Origin of the sequence: Duganella sp. Root198D2 (genome assembly GCF_001428585.1) — a bacterium.
In the GTDB taxonomy this organism is placed as follows: domain Bacteria; phylum Pseudomonadota; class Gammaproteobacteria; order Burkholderiales; family Burkholderiaceae_D; genus Rugamonas.
In genome coordinates this window covers 84,658-100,638 of the sequence record NZ_LMIC01000003.1, presented here as the reverse complement: position 1 = coordinate 100,638, position 15,981 = coordinate 84,658, and the positions used below count along the sequence as shown (strand labels likewise).

Genomic DNA, 15,981 nt, shown 5'->3' with positions numbered 1-15,981 from the left:
TATCCTACGGGAATATGGAACTTCGCCAACTGCGCTATTTTGTCGCCATTGTTGACCACGGATCGTTGTCTCGAGCCGCACTGGTATTGCATGTTGCACAACCCGCGCTGACCCAGCAGCTACGCCAGCTCGAAGAGGAACTGGGCGCCCAGCTGCTGCACCGCAGCGCCCAGGGCGTGGTCAGCACCGATGCCGGCAAAGTGTTTTACGACCATGCGCAAGCAATCCTGAAGCAGGTGGCCGACGCCCGCTCCGCCGTCACCCAGTCGGCGCGACCTTCCGGCAGTGTCACCATGGGCCTGCCGCACAGTATTTCCGGGGCCCTGGCGCTGCCCCTGCTGACCGCCGCGCGCGAGCAATATCCCGACATTACGCTGCAGTTGACCGAAGAACTGACCGGAAACCTGGCAGAACAGCTCAAAAGCGGCCGGGTCAACCTGGCCGTCCTGTTCGACGACGGCCAGTTGACGCCGTTTTCCACCACCCCGCTGGCGGAAGAAGAACTGCGCTTCATATGCCGCCACGACGCCGTGTGGTTTACCGACCGCGACACGGTGACGCTGCAGCAAGCCCTGAACACCACCCTGATCCTGCCCGGCTTGCAGCATGGCGTACGGCCGCGTATCGAAGCGATGGCGCGCGCCGCCGGGCTGGTGATTGGCAACGTCATCGAAATCAACTCGATCGCCATCCTGAAGTCCGCCATCATGGCCGGCATGGGCGCAACAATCTTGCCGGTTGCACCAGTTTTGTCTGAAATCGAACTCGGCCAGATGCGCAGCGTGCGCATCAACAATCCCGCCATCAGCCGTACCGTGGTGTTGTGTGCTTCGCGCAACATCCCCCTGACCAACGCCGCCAACGCCATCGCCGCACTGACCCAGCAAGTCGCCACCGAGCTGTGCCAGCGCAACACCTGGCCCGGCGCCCGCCTCCTCAGTTGAGCCCGTGTCACACCTTGGGGTCACACCCCAAAGGTGACACGAGCTCAACTGTTCGATGCATGTGCTCGTGTCACACTTCGGGTGTGACCCCATGGTGGGACACGGACTGGGCCGTTAGGTCAGCTTATGTCTTGCAAGGATGCGGCGCAAGGTGCCGTCGGCCTGCATTGATTCCAGCGCACGCTGGAACAGGCCGACATCGGTGGCATCAAAATCCAGCGAGCCGGCCAGCCAGGCGGTGCTGGTGCCGACCGGCGCGCTGGTTTCGAACCCGCTTTCGCTCGCCCCTTGGCCTTTCAGCGAAGCGGAAATGATGCGGCGCTCGCCGAACGCCGCGTCGGCCATGCCGCCCAGCAGGAAACGGTGCACTTCATCGATCGAACTGGCTTCGACAAGGCGCGTGAAACCCTGTTCTTTCAAGATGGCGGCCTGGGCGGCGCCGCGCAGCAGGGCGATGCGCTTTTCCTTCATCTGCTCCAGCGGCAGAAGCTTGCCGCGCACTGCGAGCAGCACATAGTTTTCCTCAAATAGCGGCACCAGCCAGCGGTATTGCGCCTCGCGCTCCGGCAGGCGGGTCAGCGGGTAGATGGCAGTGGCGGGCATGGTGGTGGCCAGGAATTGCGCGCGGCGCCAGGGCACGAACTGGGTCGCCGGCCGCACGCCGGCCCGCTGGCATAACTCCGCCACAATTTCTTGCAGGCCGCCTGGCTGGCCGCTTTCATGCACCAGGGAAGGCAAGTGGCTGGTCACCAGCTGCATCTTGCGCGCCACACCGGCCAGCGCCAGCACCGGTCTGGCCAAAAACACGGCTGTCGCCGCCAGGATTGTTCGTCGAGCTATCATTTTTTCTTATACCCCCATCCCCAAACCGTATTTCCGTATACGTAAAGTAAACCGTAAACTCGCCCGTTGAAAAGGCCTGCACACCCGCAGGCGTTGTGACTTAGGCAAGGACGCGCTTACCCGGCGCCGACCAATGCCAGGCACGCACCGAATCATGATTTTGGAGACAGCCACCATGCCAGACGGCAGCAGCTCGCCTGTACTACACGACGTCACCCTCGACGACAAATTCACTTCCACCACCGGTAAAGTCTTCCTGTCCGGCATCCAGGCGCTGGTGCGCTTGCCAATGATGCAACAATTGCGCGATGCGCGCGACGGCCTGAGCACCGGCGGCTTCATTTCCGGCTACCGCGGTTCCCCGCTGGGCGGCCTGGACGAGACCCTGTGGAAGGCGCAAAAGCACCTCGAGAAACACAATGTGCAATTCGTGCCGGGCGTGAACGAGGACCTGGCGGCGACCGCCGTCTGGGGCTCGCAGCAGGTTGACCTGATCGGCCCGGCCAAGTACGACGGCGTGTTCGCCATGTGGTACGGCAAGGGCCCTGGCGTGGACCGCTGCGGCGACGTCTTCAAGCATATGAACCATGCCGGCACGTCCAGGCATGGCGGCATCCTGCTGGTGGCCGGCGACGACCACGGCGCCTATTCCTCCACCCTGCCGCACCAGTCGGACCACATCTTCTCCGCCTGCATGATCCCGGTCCTGTATCCATGCAATGTGCAGGAATACATCGACCTCGGTATCCACGGCTGGGCCATGTCGCGCTTCTCCGGCTGCGCCGTTGCCTTCAAGGCGCTGGCGGACACCGTGGAGTCGAGCGCTTCGATCGACGCCGATCCTTTCCGCGTCGACGTCAAGATTCCGAAGGACTTCGTGATGCCGGAAGGCGGCCTGAATGCCCGCCTGTCCGCGATCCCGCTGGGCCAGCAAGCGCGCAACCAGGAAGCGCTGATGCAGGACTACAAGATCTACGCGGCCCTGGCTTACGCCCGCGAGAACAAGCTGAATCACACCACCATCGATTCCAAGGACGCCAAGCTGGGCATCATCGCCTCCGGCAAGTCCTACCTGGACGTGCTGGAAGCGCTGGAAGAACTGGGCATCGACGAAGCCATGGCCGCCACGGTCGGCCTGCGCCTGTTCAAGGTCTCCATGCCATGGCCGCTGGAGCCGGACTCGGTGCGCGAATTCGCGCAAGGCCTGGACGAAATCCTGGTGGTGGAAGAGAAGCGCCAGTTCGTCGAATACCAGCTGAAGGAACAACTGTACAACTGGCGCGACGACGTGCGTCCACACATCATCGGCAAGTTCGACGACAAGGGTGAGTGGGTTGCGCCGCGCGGTGAATGGCTGCTGCCGCCGAAGGCCGACTTCTCCGTGTCGCAGGTGGCGCGCGTGATCGCCAGCCGCGTAGCGCGCTACATCGCCGACGCCGGCATCCAGGACCAGATCAAGGCCCGCCTGAGCTTCCTTGAAGCCAAGGATGCAGTGCTGAAGAAGGCCATCGAGACCCCGTTCCGCCCGGCCTTCTACTGCTCCGGCTGCCCGCACAACACCTCGACCAAGGTGCCGGAAGGTTCCTTCGCGCTGGCCGGCATCGGCTGCCACGTGATGGCCACCTCGATCTACCCTGAGATGAACAAGCTGACCACCCATATGGGCGGAGAAGGCACGCCGTGGATCGGCCAGGCTGCATTCAGCAAGGTGCCGCACGTATTCCAGAACCTGGGCGACGGCACCTACTTCCACTCCGGCTACCTGGCGATCCGCGCCGCCGTGGCTGCGAAGGTCAACATCACCTACAAGATCCTGTACAACGATGCGGTGGCAATGACCGGCGGCCAGCCTGTTGACGGCACTGTTTCCGTGCCGATGATCGCGCAGCAGATGGCGGCCGAAGGCATCAAGCGCATCGCGCTGGTGACCGAAGACCTGTCGCGCTACACCGACCGTTCCGCCCTGCCTGCCATCGTTTCCCTGCACGACCGCAAGGAGATGGACGCCGTACAGCGCGAAATGCGTGAGCTGCCCGGCTGCACCGTCATCATCTACGACCAGACCTGCGCCGCCGAGAAGCGCCGCCGCCGCAAGAAGGGCGAGTTCCCTGACCCGAGCAAGCGCATGGTCATCAACGAAGCCGTGTGCGAAGGCTGCGGCGATTGCGGCATCCAGTCCAACTGCGTCTCGATCCTGCCGAAGGAAACTGAATTCGGCCGCAAGCGCACCATCGACCAGTCTTCCTGCAACAAGGACTACTCGTGCACCAAGGGCTTCTGCCCATCCTTCGTCACCGTCGAAGGCGGTACGCTGAAGAAGACCAAGACCGGCACCGCGAAGAACGACGACTGGGGCGATATCCCTGCGCCGGTACTGCCGGGCATCGAGCACCCATACAACATCCTGATCAATGGTATCGGCGGCACCGGCGTGATTACCGTCGGCGCACTGATGGGCATGGCCGCGCACCTGGAGGGCAAAGGCGCTTCCGTGCTGGACATGACCGGCATGTCGCAGAAGAACGGCTCCGTGACTTCCCACGTCAAAGTGGCAAAGACCCCGGCCCACCTGCGCGCGCAGCGTATCGCCACCGGCGAAGCAGACCTGATCCTGGGCTGCGACATGCTGACCTCCGGCGCCTATGACGCCGTGTCGAAGATGCGCCCTGGCCGCACCTTCGCCATCGTCAACCAGCACGAGCAGCCGCCAGGCACCTTCGCGCAGAACGCCGACTGGCAGTACCCGGCTGAAAGCGTGGAAGCCCTGATCACCGAATCCGTCGGCGGCGCGCAATCGGTGGACTTCATCAACGCCACCAAGCTGGCTACCGCGCTGATGGGCGATTCGATTGCATCCAACCTGTTCATGATGGGTTACGCATGGCAGAAAGGCCGCATCCCGCTGAGCGAAGCCGCCCTGCTGCGCGCCATTGAACTGAATGGCGTGGCGGTTGAATCGAACAAGCGCTCCTTCCTGTGGGGCCGCCGTGCCGCCGTGGACTTCAAGCGCGTGGAAAAGGTTGCGACCCCGACCCAGGCGGTCGTGGTGCAGATGCCACAATCGCTGGAAAACGTGATCAAGAAGCGCGTCGAGTTCCTGACCGCTTACCAGGACGCTGCTTACGCTGCGACCTATGAAGACCTGGTGCAGCAAGTGCGCTCGAAAGAGACCCTGCTGGGCCTGGGCAACAAGCTGTCGACCGCGGTCGCCAAGTCGCTGTTCAAGCTGATGTCCTATAAAGATGAATATGAGGTGGCGCGCCTGTACACCGACGGCCGCTTCGTGGAGCAGCTGAAGACCCAGTTCGAAGGCGATTTCTCGCTGAAGTTCAACCTGGCGCCGCCGCTGTTCGCGAAGAAGGATGCCAAGGGCCACCTGGTCAAGGCGGAGTACGGTTCGTGGATGTGGAAGGCGTTCACCCTGCTGGCCAGGTTCAAGGGCCTGCGCGGTGGTACGTTCGACATCTTCGGCTACACCGAGGAGCGTATGATGGAACGCGCGCTGATCACCGAGTTCCGCGGCGTTATTGCTGAGCTGCTGGGCGGATTGTCGGCTGCGAACCATGAGCAGGCGGTGGCGATTGCCAACCTGCCGGAGAAGATTCGTGGCTTTGGCCATGTGAAGGAAAAGGCTGTCGCGGAGTACCAGGTGAACCGGGCGAAGATGATGGCTGCGTTCAAGGGCGCGGGTCACGCACACGCTGCTTGAAACCGGCAAGACTGGATCTGACCCAAGGGTCAGACCCGCTATGCGGCAGCCGCCGGTCGGGTCCGACCCTTGGGTCGTACCCTGATTTACCGGTTTAGAATCGCTTGACTTGACGTTAACGTAAACGTCATATAATCAAAATTCCCCCGTTCCAAGGAACAAAAATGAACGACCTCGCCAACGCCAAGAAACTGTCCGCTGAGCCTGAGCAGGCCAAGACCGCGAACAAAGTCCGCTTTGTCACCGCCGCGTCCCTGTTCGACGGCCACGACGCCTCGATCAACATCATGCGCCGCATCCTGCAATCGCAGGGCGCCGAAGTGATCCACCTGGGCCATAACCGCTCGGTGGACGAAGTGGTCACCGCGGCCCTGACCGAAGACGTGCAAGGCATCGCCATCTCCTCCTACCAGGGCGGCCACGTCGAATACTTCAAATACATGATCGACCTGCTGCGCCAGCGCGGCGGCTCGCATATCAAGGTCTTCGGCGGCGGCGGCGGTGTAATCGTCCCGAGCGAAATCGCCGACCTGCACGATTACGGCGTCACCCGCATTTTCTCGCCGGAAGACGGCCAGCGTATGGGCCTGGTCGGCATGATCCAGTGGATGGTGCAGCAATGCGACGTCGACCTGTCCACCTACTCGCCAACCCAGCTGGATGCGATCCGCAACGGCGATATCGAGCAACGCCACCGCCCGCTGGCCCAGTTGATCACCGCGCTGGAAAACGGCAAGGCCTCCGACAAGCTGCGCGCCGAACTGACCGAGGCAGCCAAGGCGGTCACCGCCCCAACCCTGGGCATCACCGGCACCGGCGGCGCAGGTAAATCCTCGCTGACCGATGAACTGATCCGCCGCATCCGCCTGGACCAGGGCGACGCGCTGAACATCGCCGTGATCTCGATCGACCCGTCGCGCCGCAAATCCGGCGGCGCACTGCTGGGCGACCGTATCCGCATGAACGCGATCAACCCATGGAACGGCAAGACCCGCGTCTTCATGCGCTCCCTGGCGACGCGCGAAGCCGGCTCCGAAATATCCCAGGCCCTGCCTGACGTCGTCGCGGCCTGTAAAGTGGCGGGCTTCGACCTGGTGATCGTGGAAACCTCCGGCATCGGCCAGGGCGACGCCGCGATCGTGCCGCACGTCGACGTCTCCATGTATGTGATGACGCCGGAATTCGGTGCCGCATCGCAGCTGGAAAAGATCGACATGCTGGACTTCGCCGACTTCATCGCGATCAACAAGTTCGACCGCAAGGGCGCGCAGGATGCATTGCGCGACGTGGCCAAGCAATACCAGCGCAACCGCGAAATGTGGAGCAAGCGTCCGGAAGAAATGCCGGTATTCGGTACCCAGGCCTCCCGCTTCAACGACGACGGCGTGACCGCGCTGTACCAGGGCCTGCTGCCGGTACTGGCTGGCAAAGGCCTGAAGACCGTGAAGGGTGTACTGGCCCCGATGGAGGTGCGCTTCAGCTCCGGCAAGAACGTGATCGTGCCGCCGGCACGCGCGCGCTACCTGGCCGAAATCTCCGACGCCGTGCGCGGCTACCACAAGAAGACCCAGGCGCAAGCCAAGCTGGCGCGCGAACGCCAGCAACTGCAGGAATCCAAGCGCATGCTGGCCGTCGCCGGTAAATCCGTCGTGGACTTCGACGACCTGATCGTCGAGCGCGACCACGCCATGGAGGCCGGTTCCAAGAAGCTGCTGGCGCAATGGCCGGATATGCAGCAAGCCTACGCCGGCGACGAATACGTCGTGAAAATCCGCGACAAGGAAATCCGTACCGGCCTGGTGCAGCACACCCTGTCCGGCACCAAGATCCGCAAGGTGTCGCTGCCGAAGTACCAAGACCACGGCGAGCTGCTGCGCTGGCTGATGCTGGAAAACGTGCCGGGCTCCTACCCGTTCACCGCCGGCGTGTTCGCCTTCAAGCGTGAAGGCGAAGATCCAACCCGCATGTTTGCCGGCGAAGGCGACGCATTCCGTACCAATCGCCGCTTCAAACTGGTTTCCACCGGAATGGACGCCAAACGCCTGTCGACCGCCTTCGACTCCGTCACCCTGTACGGCGCCGACCCTGCGATCCGCCCGGACATCTACGGCAAGATCGGTAACTCCGGCGTGTCCATTGCGACCCTGGACGACATGAAAGTGCTGTACGACGGCTTCGACCTGTGCAACCCAAGCACCTCGGTGTCGATGACCATCAACGGCCCTGCGCCTGCCATCCTGGCGATGTTCATGAACACCGCCATCGACCAGCAGGTCGGGAAGTTCGTCACCGAGAACAAGCGCCAGCCTTCGGAAGACGAATTCCAGAAGATCAAGGACTGGGTGCTGATGAACGTGCGCGGCACCGTGCAGGCCGACATCCTGAAGGAAGACCAGGGACAGAACACCTGCATCTTCTCGACCGAGTTCTCGCTGAAGGTGATGGGCGACATCCAGGAATACTTCGTGCACCACCAGGTGCGCAACTTCTACTCGGTGTCGATCTCCGGCTACCACATCGCGGAAGCGGGCGCGAACCCGATCTCGCAGCTGGCCTTCACGCTGTCGAATGGCTTCACCTTCGTGGAAGCCTACCTGGCACGCGGCATGCACATCGACGATTTCGCGCCGAACCTGTCGTTCTTCTTCTCCAACGGCATGGACCCGGAATACACGGTGCTGGGCCGCGTGGCGCGCCGCATCTGGGCCGTCACCATGAAAGAGAAATACGGTGCCAACGACCGCTCGCAAAAGCTGAAGTACCACATCCAGACTTCCGGCCGTTCGCTGCACGCGCAGGAAATCGACTTCAACGATATCCGCACCACGCTGCAGGCGCTGATCGCGATTTACGACAACTGCAACTCGTTGCACACCAACGCCTACGATGAAGCGATCACCACGCCGACCGACGAATCCGTCCGCCGCGCGCTGGCGATCCAGCTGATCATCAACCGCGAATGGGGCCTGGCCAAGAATGAGAACCCGAACCAGGGCGCCTTCATCATCGAAGAGCTGACCGACATGGTGGAAGAAGCCGTTCTGCAGGAGTTCGAACGCATTGCCGAACGTGGCGGCGTACTGGGCGCGATGGAAACCGGCTACCAGCGCGGCAAGATCCAGGAAGAGTCGCTGCTGTACGAGCACCAGAAACACGACGGCACGCTGCCTATCATCGGCGTTAACACCTTCCGCAACCCGAAAGGTTCGGAAGCCCCGGCCACCATCGAACTGGCCCGTTCCACCGACGACGAAAAGCAATCGCAGCTGACCCGCCTGGCGGACTTCCACGCCCGCAATGCGGATGCGGCACCGGCCGCCCTGGCCGCGCTGCAGAAGGCCGCCATCGACAACGAAAACGTGTTCGCCAAACTGATGGACGCCGCCCGCGTCTGCTCGCTGGGCCAGATCACGACCGCGCTGTTCGAAGTCGGCGGCCAATACCGCCGCAACATGTAATCGAAGCAAGGTGTCAGACCCAACGGGTCTGACACCGGTTTACCGGTTTCAATGGAAAAACAGCCACACCAGCAGCAGCACAATCCCCGGCACCCCCAGCAGCCAAGCCAAGAAATACTTCCCCATGACAGCCTCCCTGTGACGTTGAACAATAGTCACAGGCTACGACCCGCACCGCAGGCCGTCAGTTAGCTGGAACACACGCAGCTCAACGAACAAGCTATCATTTGGTGATTTGATAACCTTGCGGGGATTGCAATGGCATTAGTGTTGGGGCCTATCTTGAAGTTCTGTGGCTGTGCCGACGGCATGTGGGCTGTCAGCGCGCTGGCGGTGTGGACAGGCGAAGTAGCGCCGGCGGTAACAGCGGCCGTGCTGCCTGGTGCCGCGGCCGAGGTTCGACCGCTGGCCGTCGAGTCCCGCCGCTTGCGCACCCGTTTGCACAAGCGCGCAGTGCATGTCGTCGAGAGCTGGCGGTTCACTATTGAGCAGCACGCCACGCGCGAGCAGCAAGTCCAATACCTCGTCGACGGCCAGGCATTCACTTTCACCGTGCCGGCGCGCGACAGCGCCCCCACCTGCGCCTACACCTCCTGCAACGGCTTCTCCGACTACAAGAAAATGAAGGACATCCCGCAGGACCCGGTCTGGAACAAGATGCGCGACAACCACGCGCAGCGTCCCTACCACCTGCTGCTGATGGGCGGCGACCAGATTTACAGCGATGCAATGTGGACCACCACCGCCCTGAACGACTGGGCCGCCGCGCCAAACGACAAAAAACTCGCCAACAAGCCGATTACCAAGACGCTGCAAACCGAAGTCGACGATTTCTTCTTCGGTAACTACCTGAAGGTGTGGGCGTATCCGCATGTGGCGCGCATGTTCGCCACCGTTCCAACAGTGATGATGTGGGACGATCACGACATCATCGATGGCTGGGGCTCGTATCCGGACAAATTCCAGCAGTCGCCCGTGTTCAAGGCGATCTACAACATCGCGCGCGACTACTTCCTGCTATTCCAGCAGCACAGCACATCGGAGGCCGACGTGCCGCTGCGCCTCCCGTCGCAGCCTGGCTTCACCAAGGCCGCCCGCATTGGCGACTACGGCCTGCTGGTGCTCGACCTGCGCAGCGAACGCTCGCCGGAGGTCGTCATGGGCGATCAATCATGGCAGGCCGCCTATACCTGGCTGGAGTCCCAGGAGGACTGCAAGCACTTGCTGATCATGTCCAGCATCCCCGTCGTGCACCCCGACTTCAGCACGCTGGAAATGCTGCTGTGCGCCATGCCGGGCCAGCAGGAACTGGAAGACGACCTGAAAGACCATTGGCTAAGCCGCACCCACCAATGGGAACGCCTGCGCCTGATCCACCGCCTGCAGGAATGGTCGCAGCGTACCGGCGGCCGCGTGACCATCCTCTCCGGCGACGTGCACGTGGGCGCCATCGGCGCCATCGAATCCAGCCAGAAGCAGTATAAGGGCAAGCCGATCACCATCCACCAGCTGACTTCTTCGGGCGTGGTACATCCGCCGCCACCAGCGATGGCGCTGTTCTACCTCGAACACGTCGGCGACAAAGTGGAACAGCTGGAAGGCGGTATCACGACCTCGATGTACAAATTCCCCGGCACCTCGCACCGCTACATCGGCGCACGCAATTACCTGAGCCTTGAGCCTGACCGCATTGTGGACGGCCGCTCGCGCAACCGGCTATGGGCCAACTGGTATGTGGAGAATGAAGCACAGCCTTACCGGCAAGCGATCCTTCCGCTGACAGACTGATTAACTTGCGACGGCACCGGTTGTAGCACCAGCCAGTAGCGCCGGCTGCCATAGTTCCTGAAGGCTGGCAGCGGGCTTGCCGTTGATAAGGGCGAGCAGCATGTCGGCCATCCTGGCGCCGGCGGCGCGGGCGTTGGGCTGGTCGATGGTGGTGACGTCGATGTCGGCCAGGGTGTCGGCCATGCTGCCCCACACGATCAGGGAGATATCCCTGCCGATTACGATGCCGGCGTCGAGCAGCGCGCGCACTGCACCTACGCCGGCGAGGTGGTTGTCGACCACGATTGCGGTCGGTCGCGGCGTGGCGGCCAGGAGCGCTTGTACAGCAGCGTGACCAGCGCGGCGGTCGATGCAATCGTCCACCAGGTGGCGCGGATCGGCAGACAGGCCGGCGCCTGCCAGCGTGGCAAGGAAGCTGGCGCGGCGCTGCGCAGCGAAGTTCATTGCCAGCGGCGCGCTGATCATGGCGATGCGCTGGTGGCCCAGCGACAGCAAGCGCTCCAGCGCCACGCGGATGCCGGCTTCGTTGTCGTAGTCGAACCAGGCGTAAGGCGCATCGAGCTCTGTGCGGCCGTGCGCGATGAAGGGGAAGCCCGCTTTCGTGAGATAGGCAATGCGCTCATCGTGCACCAGCGTGCGGCTCACGACCAGGCCATCAACGCGCCGCCCGCGCACCATCTGCTCATAAGACGGCATTTCGTTGGACGGCGACACCGGGGCAATAATGAAATTCATGCGCTTCTCTTCCAGCGCCGCCGACATGCCCCCAACCACCTCGAGGAACATGGCGTCGCCCAGGTCTGCCGGCAGCAGCGGATAGATCGTGCCGAGCACGTTGCTGCGGCCAACGGCCAGGCTGCGCGCCATGGGATTGGCCTCGTAGCCGGATTCGCGCGCGGCACGCAGCACGCGCTCGCGCGTCAACTCGCTGACTTCGGGATAGCCGTTCAGCGCGCGGCTGACGGTCGTCTTGGACATGCCGAGTTTGTCGGCGAGGCTCTTCAGATTCATGGCGAGATTATAGCGGGAGCATCCAGCCCGTCGTCCGTGCCATCCACTGCCCGCTTGAAGAAATACAGCGTCACCAGCACGATTGCAATCGGGACCAGCGTCAGGTAAAACGCGAAGTGGCCGCTGAAGGCGCCGAACACATAGCCGGTGATCAGGGAACCCGTGGTGCCGCCCAAAGCGGAGAAGATCACCAGCAGGCCAGTCATCGCCGAATGCTGGTGCTTGGGCAGGGAGCTGAGCATCACCGAGTTGATGCCTGGGTAGACCGGCGCCATGAACAAGCCAATCAGCGGAAACACGAAGGCTGCCAGCGGCGCATCGCGCCACCCGGCACCCGCAGGAACCACGACGTCATGCGTCATCGGCAGCGCAACCAGCACCACCGCGCCCATGCCGAACAGGCAAGCGTTCATCACCGGGTACCAGTTCACGCGGCGCATCAGTACCCCGGCCGACAGCCGGCCTGCAGCAAGACAAGCCGCAAAGATGCTGGTGACCTGCACGCTCATGGCGGCCGGCAGGTGCAGGATCTCGTTGTTGAAGGTCGGCAGCCAGGTACCCACGCTCTGCTCGATCAATACGTACAGGAAAGCCGTCAGCACGAATACGCACACCAGCGGCTTGAAGAACAGCTTGAGCATGGCCGCAAATTCCTGCGGCAAGCTGCGCGCTCCCGGCGGCGCGGCCAGGCGTTCGTCGAACGGGGTGAGCAGCAACAGCGTGAAAGTCAGCGCGCACAGGCCAGCCAGCGCCCAGTACACATGCAGCCAGCTTTGAGGATGCGGATCGTCAGAATCGATGAAGAAGCTGAACACCCAATAGGCGCACAGCACGCCCACCATGAAAAAGCCTTCCAGCGTATTCATGATGCCGGCATGCTGGCGGCGGTCGGCGGCCACCAGGCCAAGGGTGGAGTAGACCGACACTTTAACCAGCGCGAAGGCAACGCCGACGCACAGGAACAGCATCTTGGTGGTCAGGAAGGAAGGCAGCAGCGGCATCGACAGGCAAGCCGCCGTGACAATGGCGAGCCCGGTCAGCATCGCCTTCTTGTACCCGATGCGCGGCAGGAAGCTCGCCACCAGGAAGGAAACCACGGCAATCGGCAAGTCCTTGAACCCTTCCAGCACGCTGGCGGCGGATTTGCTGACACCGTAGTTGTTGATGACCTGCAGGATCACCGTGCCAACGCTGTTCAACAGGATGGCGAAGGTGAAATAGATCAGGAACAGGACCCAGATGATGCGCCGGTTTTGCATAGTGTCTCCATTATATTTTTGAATTGTTCCAGTCCCGGGATCACCGTATCTGCCTGCCACAGCGTGGCCGCCTGGCCTACGCCAATGGCAAACATGCCGGCCGCCTTGATAGCGCTTACGCCGGCAACAGCGTCTTCCACGCCAACGCAATCGGCCGGGTCTACGCCCAGTTCCGACGCCGCGCGCAGGAAGATTTCGGGATCGGGTTTGCCGCGCGCGATCGTCGCCGCGTCGACGACATAGTCGAACTTCTCGGTGATGCCGAGGCTTTCCAGCACTGTGAAGGCGTTCTTGCTGACCGACGCAAGGCCCACCTTCAAGCCTTGCGCGCGACACCAGTCCAACGCGGCTACTGCGCCGGGCAGCAGGTCGGCGGGCGACATCTCGGCGATCAACGTCTTGTAGTGTTCGTTCTTGCTGTCGGCCAGCGCCAGCTTCTCGGCGTCGCTGTAAGTACGCGGCGCACCGGCCAGTATCAGCTCCAGCGAGCCCATGCGGTCAATGCCCTTCAGGTTTTCGTTGAAGGCTTCGTCGAAGTGCACTTGCTGCGACTGCGCCAGTTTCTGCCAGGCCAGGAAGTGGTAATGGGCGGTATCGGTGATCACGCCATCGAGGTCGAAGATAACGGCTTTCATGCGAGCTCCTGGACCGGCGCGGCCGGGGTAACGGTGACGGGCACGCCGCGGTGCCGGAAGGCCAGTGCTTCGCCGCGCAGCAGGGTGTACTGCGTGCCGCCTGGGCTGACGCGCACCTGCAGCAAGCTGCCATGCAGGTGAATGCGGAACTGGTAGTGCTGCCACTGCTTCGGCAAGGTCGGTGCAAAGCGTACTTCGCCGTTTACAACGCGCATGCCGCCAAAGCCGTAGGCCACGCCCAGCCAGGTGCCGGCCATGGCCGCGGTGTGCACGCCGTAGTGGGTGTTGCCGTGCGTGTTGTCCAGGTCGAGCCGCGCAGTCTCCATGAAGTAGTCGTAGGCCTTCCCTGCGTAGCCCACTTCGGAGGCGATGATGCTGAAGATGCAGGACGACAGCGAGGAATCGTGCGTGGTCACCGCTTCGTAGTAGTCGAAATCGCGCTTCTTGTCTTCCAGCGTGAACTGCTCGCTCAATAGCAGCAGCGCCAGCACCACGTCGGCCTGCTTGCAGACCTGGTGGCGGTAGATCACCATCGGGTGGTAGTTCAGCAGCAGCGGGTATTTGTCGGCCGGCGTTCCTGCGAAGTCCCAAACTTTCTTGTCGAGGAAGCTGTCGTCTTGCGGGTGGATGCCGAGCGCTGCGTCGTATGGCAGCAACATGGCGTCAGCGGCGCGGCGGAGTTCTTCCAGTTCGCCGTCGGCCAGCGCCACGGCGGCGGCAATGCGCGGCCATTCCTGCGGGTAATCGCGTTCGATGCGCTCGGCGGCCGCTGCAGCAAACTGCATGTGCAGCTTGGCCATGGCGTTGGTGTAGTAGTTGTTGTTCACCAGCGCGGTGTATTCATCGGGCCCTGTCACTTCGTTGATCACGAAGGCGCCCGCGCGGTTGTAGCTGCCGATGCCGAGCCAGATGCGCGCGGTCTCGATCAGGATTTCGGCGCCGTATTGCAGCAGGTAGGCATCGTCGCCCGTGGCATCCATGTATTGCTTGATGGAGTAGGCCACGTCGGCGTTGATGTGGTACTGCGCGGTGCCGGCGGGGAAATAGGCCGAGCATTCCTCGCCTGCGATGGTGCGCCACGGGTACAACGCGCCTTTGGCGTGCGACATCTGGCGCGCACGTTCGCGCGCGGCAGGCAGCCCGGCATAGCGGTACTCCAGCAGCTTGCGTGCAATCTCAGGCTTGTTGTACAGGAAGAACGGGAAGATGTAGATCTCGGTGTCCCAGAAATAATGGCCTTCGTAGCCCTCGCCCGTCACGCCCTTGGCGGAGATATTCGTTTTACCGTCGCGCCCGACCGACTGCAGCAGGTGGAACTGGTTGAAGCGGATACCCTGCTGCAGCGCGTCGTCGCCCGCCACTTCCACATCGGCCTGGGCCCAGAAGTCGGCCAGGTAGGCTTCCTGCTGCGCTGCCAGCTGGTCGAAGCCGAGGCCGCGCGCCACCTCGAGTTCCGCGCGCGAACGCGCCATCAATTCGTCGGCGGCATGGTCGCGCGAACTGTAATAGCAGCCGTACTTCACCAGCCGCACGGCCTGGCCGTCGCGTGCATCAACGGAATATGACTGCACCAGGCGCGATCCTTCGACGCGCTGCGCGAAGATATGCTGCGCATCGATCACCTGTGCGGCAGCGCTCACCAGCGTGAAGCCGCTGTTGTGGGTGCGCTGCTGCAGGGCGGCGAAATGCGGCGCCAGCTCGGTGCCGGTCAGCGCCAGCGCCGGGCCGGTGGTGGCGGAGCCGACACGCGGATCGTCGCCGGCTTCCAGGTTGCGCACCACGCCATCCACCGCGCATTCCAGCCGAAGCGCACCATCGAAGCCAAGCGGCGTCACCGTAAATTCAATCGCAAACAGGTGTTTGCTGGCGAAGCTGACCAGGCGGCGGCTGCGTACCTGCAGGCGGCGGCCGGACGGCGCTTGCCACACGATTTCGCGCTGCAGCAGGCCGCTGCGGAAGTCGAGGCGGCGCTCGTAGCTCTCCAGGCGGCCCTGCAGCAGGTCGAAGCGCTCTTCGCCCACCCACAGCACGATGCCCTTGGCGTTCGGCACATTCAGCATGAACTGGTTGTTGCGTGCCAGGCCATAAGCATTCTCGGGGTACTGGATCGGCTCCGATTCATAGAAGCCGTTCAGGTAGGTGCCGTCCAGCGAGGTACCGGCCGGGCCGGCATAGCCTTCTTCCGGCGTGCCGCGCAGGCCGATGTAGCCATTGCCCAGTGCGAACAGGGTCTCATCCAGGAAATTCGACGCCGCATCGAAGGATGTTTCGCGGATACACCAGGCATCGAGGGGGTAGGTATGCTGCATCTTCTTCCTTCTTTTCGATTCAAAC

The 15,981-nt window shown here is 62.7% G+C and carries 9 protein-coding genes; 4 read left to right on the top strand and 5 right to left on the bottom strand.

Annotation, left to right across the window (positions count from 1 at the left end; translation table 11 throughout):
* Nucleotides 1-14 precede the first annotated feature (14 nt).
* Nucleotides 15-944: a LysR substrate-binding domain-containing protein gene (locus ASE26_RS05485; RefSeq protein WP_057245778.1), complete on the top strand. Its 930-nt coding sequence runs from the start codon at nt 15-17 to the stop codon at nt 942-944.
* Nucleotides 945-1,058: 114 nt separating this feature from the next.
* Here ASE26_RS05485 and ASE26_RS05480 read toward each other — a convergent pair whose 3' ends face one another.
* Nucleotides 1,059-1,751 (bottom strand): ABC transporter substrate-binding protein, encoded by a 693-nt coding sequence (locus ASE26_RS05480; protein ID WP_229208118.1) that lies wholly within the window; start codon nt 1,749-1,751, stop codon nt 1,059-1,061.
* 211 nt (nt 1,752-1,962) lie between these two features.
* Between ASE26_RS05480 and ASE26_RS05475 the strand changes: the two genes are divergently transcribed.
* From ASE26_RS05475 to ASE26_RS05465, 3 genes are all read left to right on the top strand, one after another.
* Nucleotides 1,963-5,496 (top strand): indolepyruvate ferredoxin oxidoreductase family protein, encoded by a 3,534-nt coding sequence (locus tag ASE26_RS05475; RefSeq protein ID WP_229208117.1) that lies wholly within the window; start codon nt 1,963-1,965, stop codon nt 5,494-5,496.
* Between the two features lie 164 nt (nt 5,497-5,660).
* On the top strand, nt 5,661-8,954 hold the full coding sequence (gene icmF / locus ASE26_RS05470) for a fused isobutyryl-CoA mutase/GTPase IcmF (RefSeq protein WP_057245728.1): 3,294 nt from the start codon (nt 5,661-5,663) through the stop codon (nt 8,952-8,954).
* Nucleotides 8,955-9,236: 282 nt separating this feature from the next.
* The gene (locus ASE26_RS05465; RefSeq protein ID WP_162259160.1) at nt 9,237-10,742 is read left to right on the top strand and encodes an alkaline phosphatase D family protein; all 1,506 of its coding nucleotides are present in this window, start codon (nt 9,237-9,239) and stop codon (nt 10,740-10,742) included.
* Here the strand turns inward: ASE26_RS05465 and ASE26_RS05460 are convergent, their stop codons facing one another.
* Genes ASE26_RS05460 through ASE26_RS05445 form a run of 4 tightly spaced genes read right to left on the bottom strand, consistent with a single transcriptional unit; the run spans nt 10,743 to nt 15,956 of the window.
* Nucleotides 10,743-11,753 carry a substrate-binding domain-containing protein gene (locus tag ASE26_RS05460; RefSeq protein ID WP_055926890.1) on the bottom strand — a complete coding sequence of 337 codons (1,011 nt, stop codon included), beginning with the start codon at nt 11,751-11,753 and terminating at the stop codon, nt 10,743-10,745.
* Nucleotides 11,750-13,012, bottom strand: a complete 1,263-nt coding sequence (locus ASE26_RS05455; protein ID WP_057245727.1) for a sugar MFS transporter — start codon at nt 13,010-13,012, stop codon at nt 11,750-11,752. Before ASE26_RS05455 ends, ASE26_RS05460 begins: the two co-directional genes overlap by 4 nt.
* Nucleotides 12,976-13,647 carry a beta-phosphoglucomutase gene (pgmB, locus tag ASE26_RS05450; RefSeq protein ID WP_055926894.1) on the bottom strand — a complete coding sequence of 224 codons (672 nt, stop codon included), beginning with the start codon at nt 13,645-13,647 and terminating at the stop codon, nt 12,976-12,978. The genes ASE26_RS05455 and pgmB overlap by 37 nt, the downstream gene beginning before the upstream one ends.
* Nucleotides 13,644-15,956, bottom strand: a complete 2,313-nt coding sequence (locus ASE26_RS05445; protein WP_057245726.1) for a glycoside hydrolase family 65 protein — start codon at nt 15,954-15,956, stop codon at nt 13,644-13,646. Before ASE26_RS05445 ends, pgmB begins: the two co-directional genes overlap by 4 nt.
* Between the last annotated feature and the right edge of the window lie 25 nt (nt 15,957-15,981).